3 protein-coding genes and 5 tRNA genes are annotated in these 3948 nt (G+C 69.3%); all 8 read left to right on the forward strand.

What is annotated here, in order from left to right:
- The first annotated feature begins 261 nt into the window (after positions 1-261).
- The 8 genes from ABT085_RS44785 to ABT085_RS44820 all read left to right on the forward strand — a co-directional run bounded on the left by ABT085_RS44785 (position 262) and on the right by ABT085_RS44820 (position 3944).
- Positions 262-1047, forward strand: a complete 786-nt coding sequence (locus tag ABT085_RS44785; protein ID WP_351622538.1) for a fumarylacetoacetate hydrolase family protein — start codon at positions 262-264, stop codon at positions 1045-1047.
- Positions 1031-2515: a glutamate--tRNA ligase gene (gene gltX, locus ABT085_RS44790; protein ID WP_351622541.1), complete on the forward strand. Its 1485-nt coding sequence runs from the start codon at positions 1031-1033 to the stop codon at positions 2513-2515. Before ABT085_RS44785 ends, gltX begins: the two co-directional genes overlap by 17 nt.
- A 109-nt stretch (positions 2516-2624) precedes the next feature.
- Positions 2625-3356, forward strand: a complete 732-nt coding sequence (locus ABT085_RS44795; RefSeq protein WP_351622544.1) for an HAD family hydrolase — start codon at positions 2625-2627, stop codon at positions 3354-3356.
- Positions 3357-3449: 93 nt separating this feature from the next.
- A tRNA-Gln gene (locus ABT085_RS44800) sits at positions 3450-3521 on the forward strand.
- Between the two features lie 21 nt (positions 3522-3542).
- A tRNA-Glu gene (locus tag ABT085_RS44805) sits at positions 3543-3615 on the forward strand.
- Between the two features lie 62 nt (positions 3616-3677).
- Positions 3678-3750 (forward strand) — tRNA-Glu (locus ABT085_RS44810).
- Between the two features lie 21 nt (positions 3751-3771).
- Positions 3772-3843 (forward strand) — tRNA-Gln (locus ABT085_RS44815).
- Between the two features lie 28 nt (positions 3844-3871).
- Positions 3872-3944, forward strand: a tRNA-Glu gene (locus ABT085_RS44820).
- Positions 3945-3948: the final 4 nt, after the last annotated feature.

Below are 3948 nucleotides of genomic sequence, written 5' to 3' on the forward strand. Positions count from 1 at the left end.
ACGTAGAGCGCCCCCCCGGCGGGCTGGGCCGCCCTTCTCCGTCCTTCTCCGTCCCCGCCGCCCGCGCGCCCGCCACCCGTACGACTCCGCTCCCCGGGCTCTCTCCGCTCCCCGCGCGCCGTCCGTGTCAGCTCCGCTCGTCCGGCGGACCCGGCCGCGCGCGGCGTGCGGACGGACCGTAATGCGCGAGGCGTGAGCCCCCTGCCGCGTTAGCCTGGAGCGTCAGACTCCAGCCAGCTCAGTCAAGGGGCCAAGCATCCCGTGCGCATCGCCAGGTTCTCCATCGACGGGAACGTCGCCTTCGGCGCGGTCGAGGGCGACAAGCAGGACGAGCTCGTCCTGGACATCATCAAGGGCATCCCGTTCACGGACTTCGAGCTCTCCGGCACGAAGGTGCCGCTGAGCAAGGTCAGGCTGCTGCCGCCGGTGCTCCCCAACAAGGTGGTGGCCTTCGGCCGCAACTACGCGGAGCACGCGAAGGAGCTGGGCAACGAGGTCCCGGACGCGCCGTTCGCCTTCTTCAAGCCCTCCACCTCGGTGATCGGCCCCGACGACGCGATCCAGTACCCGGCCTTCTCCCAGGAGCTGCACCACGAGGCCGAGCTGGCCGTGGTGATCGGCCGGATGTGCCGCGAGGTCCCGCGCGACCGCGTCAAGGACGTGATCTTCGGCTACACCTGCGCCAACGACGTCACCGCCCGCGACATCCAGAAGCGCGAGAAGCAGTGGGCGCGGGCCAAGGGCTTCGACACCTCCTGCCCGCTCGGCCCGTGGGTGGAGACCGGCCTGGACCTCGCCACCGCGTCCGACCTGACCGTCCAACTGACGGTCAACGGACAGCAGCGGCAGCTCGGCAGCACCAGCGAGATGATCCACTCGATCGAGGATCTCATCGTCAACATCACCGAGGCCATGACGCTGCTCCCCGGCGACGTGATCCTCACGGGCACCCCGGCAGGGGTCGGCCCCCTGGCTGTCGGCGACGAGGTCGCCGTCACCATCGAAGGCATCGGCACTCTCACCAACAAGGTTGTCAAGCGTGGCTAGCGCACCCGTACGCGTCCGTTTCTGCCCTTCGCCCACCGGTAACCCCCACGTGGGCCTGGTCCGCACCGCCCTGTTCAACTGGGCGTTCGCCCGGCACCACCAGGGAACCCTGGTCTTCCGTATCGAGGACACCGACGCGGCCCGCGACTCCGAGGAGTCCTACACCCAGCTGCTGGACTCGATGCGCTGGCTGGGCTTCGACTGGGACGAGGGCCCCGAGGTCGGCGGCCCGCACGCGCCCTACCGGCAGTCGCAGCGCATGGACCTCTACAAGGACGTCGCCGAGAAGCTGCTCGCCGCCGGCCACGCCTACCACTGCTACTGCTCCCAGGAGGAGCTGGACAGCCGCCGCGAGGCCGCCCGCGCCGCCGGCAAGCCCTCCGGCTACGACGGCCACTGCCGCGACCTGACCGCCGCGCAGGTCGAGGAGTACAAGGCCCAGGGCCGCGCCCCGATCGTGCGCTTCCGCATGCCCGACGAGACGATCACCTTCACGGACCTGGTCCGCGGCGAGCTGACCTTCACCCCGGAGAACGTCCCGGACTACGGCATCGTCCGCGCCAACGGGGCTCCCCTCTACACGCTCGTCAACCCGGTCGACGACGCCCTGATGGAGATCACCCACGTCCTGCGCGGCGAGGACCTGCTTTCCTCCACCCCCCGCCAGGTCGCCCTCTACAAGGCGCTGATCGAGCTGGGCATCGCCAAGGAGATCCCGTCCTTCGGCCACCTGCCGTACGTGATGGGCGAAGGCAACAAGAAGCTCTCCAAGCGCGACCCGGAGTCGTCCCTCAACCTGTACCGGGAGCGTGGCTTCCTCCCGGAGGGCCTGCTCAACTACCTCTCCCTGCTCGGCTGGTCGCTCTCGGCCGACCAGGACATCTTCGGCATGGACGAGATGGTCGCGGCCTTCGAGATCTCGGACGTCAACCCCAACCCGGCGCGCTTCGACCTCAAGAAGTGCGAGGCGATCAACGCCGACCACATCCGGCTGCTGGACGTGAAGGACTTCACCGAGCGCTGCGCCCCCTGGCTGAAGGCCCCGGTCGCCCCCTGGGCGCCGGAGGACTTCGACGCGGCCAAGTGGGAGGCCGTCGCCCCGCACGCCCAGACCCGGCTGAAGGTCCTCTCCGAGATCACCGACAACGTCGACTTCCTGTTCCTGCCGGAGCCGGTCTTCGACGAGGCGAGCTGGACCAAGGCGATGAAGGAGGGCTCGGACGCGTTGCTGCGCACGGCCCGGGAGAAGCTCGTCGCCGCCGACTGGACGTCCGCCGAGTCCCTGAAGGAGGCCGTCCTGGCCGCCGGCGAGGCCCACGGCCTCAAGCTCGGCAAGGCGCAGGCCCCGGTCCGGGTGGCCGTCACCGGCCGCACGGTGGGCCTCCCGCTCTTCGAGTCCCTGGAGATCCTGGGCCAGGAGAAGACGCTGGCCCGTATCGACGCGGCGCTGGCGCGGCTGGCGGCGTAACCCGCGCAACCCGTGCAGGGGGCGGTGTCCGGAGGTCCGGACGCCGCCCCCTGCGGCGTCTCACCGGAGAAGCCCCCCGGAGGGCGGGTGCGGCGGTACTGTCGGGTTCATGCCGGTCGTAGCAGTGCTCTGGGACGTGGACGACACCCTCTTCGATTACACGACCGCGGACCGGGAGGGCATGCGAGCGCACCTGGCCGCCGAGGGCCTGCTCGCCGGCTTCGGCACCCCGGAGCTCGCCCTGGCCCGGTGGCGGGAGGTCACCGACTCGCAGTGGGCCCGCTTCTCGGCGGGGGAGACGACCTTCCAGGGACAGCGCAGGGACCGGGTCCGGGTCTTCCTGGAGGCGCCGCTCAGCGACGCCGAGGCCGACAACTGGTTCGAGCGGTACATCGGGCACTACGAGACCGCCTGGGCCCTCTTCCCGGACGTCCTGCCGGTCCTGGACGCCCTCGGGGCCGACTACCGGCACGCGGTGCTCTCCAACTCCAGCCTCACCGTGCAGGAGCGCAAGCTGCGGGTGCTCGGCGTCCGCGACCGCTTCGAGACCGTCCTGTGCGCGGCGGAGCTCGGCATCTCCAAGCCGGATGCGGGCGCCTTCCACGCGGCCTGCGAGGCGCTGGAACTCGCCCCGCGGCAGGTCGCGTACGTCGGCGACCACCCGGAGATCGACGGACGGGGCGCGGCCGAGGCCGGGCTGCTGTCGGTGTGGATCGACCGTGACGGCGCGTGTACCGGCGGCGACGCGCAGGCCGGACCGCATCGGATCACCTCCCTCGCCGAACTTCCCGCGATCCTCGGCGCGGATACCCGTTTTGGAGCCCCGTCCACCTTCAGGTAATGTTCTTCCTGCGCCGCCGGAGAGCGGGCCGAAAGGCCCCGAAACCCGGGGGAGCGAACTAGAGCAAGATCCCTTCAGGGGATTGCGTTCCAGTGGCCTATGGTGTAATTGGCAGCACGACTGATTCTGGTTCAGTTAGTCTTGGTTCGAGTCCAGGTAGGCCAGCTCGCAGAGCTCATCTGCAAAGCCCCCGTTGTGTAGCGGCCTAGCACGCTGCCCTCTCAAGGCAGTAGCGCCGGTTCGAATCCGGTCGGGGGTACAGATCCTTCCCGCGAGGACAGTTCGGGTAGCTCCCGCTGCCCTCGACGCAGGATCGCTAGGGCCCCCGTTGTGTAGCGGCCTAGCACGCCGCCCTCTCAAGGCGGTAGCGCCGGTTCGAATCCGGTCGGGGGTACGCAGTTGGTCTAAACCACATTGGTCTATGGTGTAATTGGCAGCACGACTGATTCTGGTTCAGTTAGTCTTGGTTCGAGTCCAGGTAGACCAGCTCGGATCTGCGGAAACGTTAGATCCTCGCCCCCGTTGTGTAGCGGCCTAGCACGCCGCCCTCTCAAGGCGGTAGCGCCGGTTCGAATCCGGTCGGGGGTACGAG

The organism is Streptomyces sp. NPDC002265, from assembly GCF_040296125.1.
Lineage (GTDB): Bacteria > Actinomycetota > Actinomycetes > Streptomycetales > Streptomycetaceae > Streptomyces.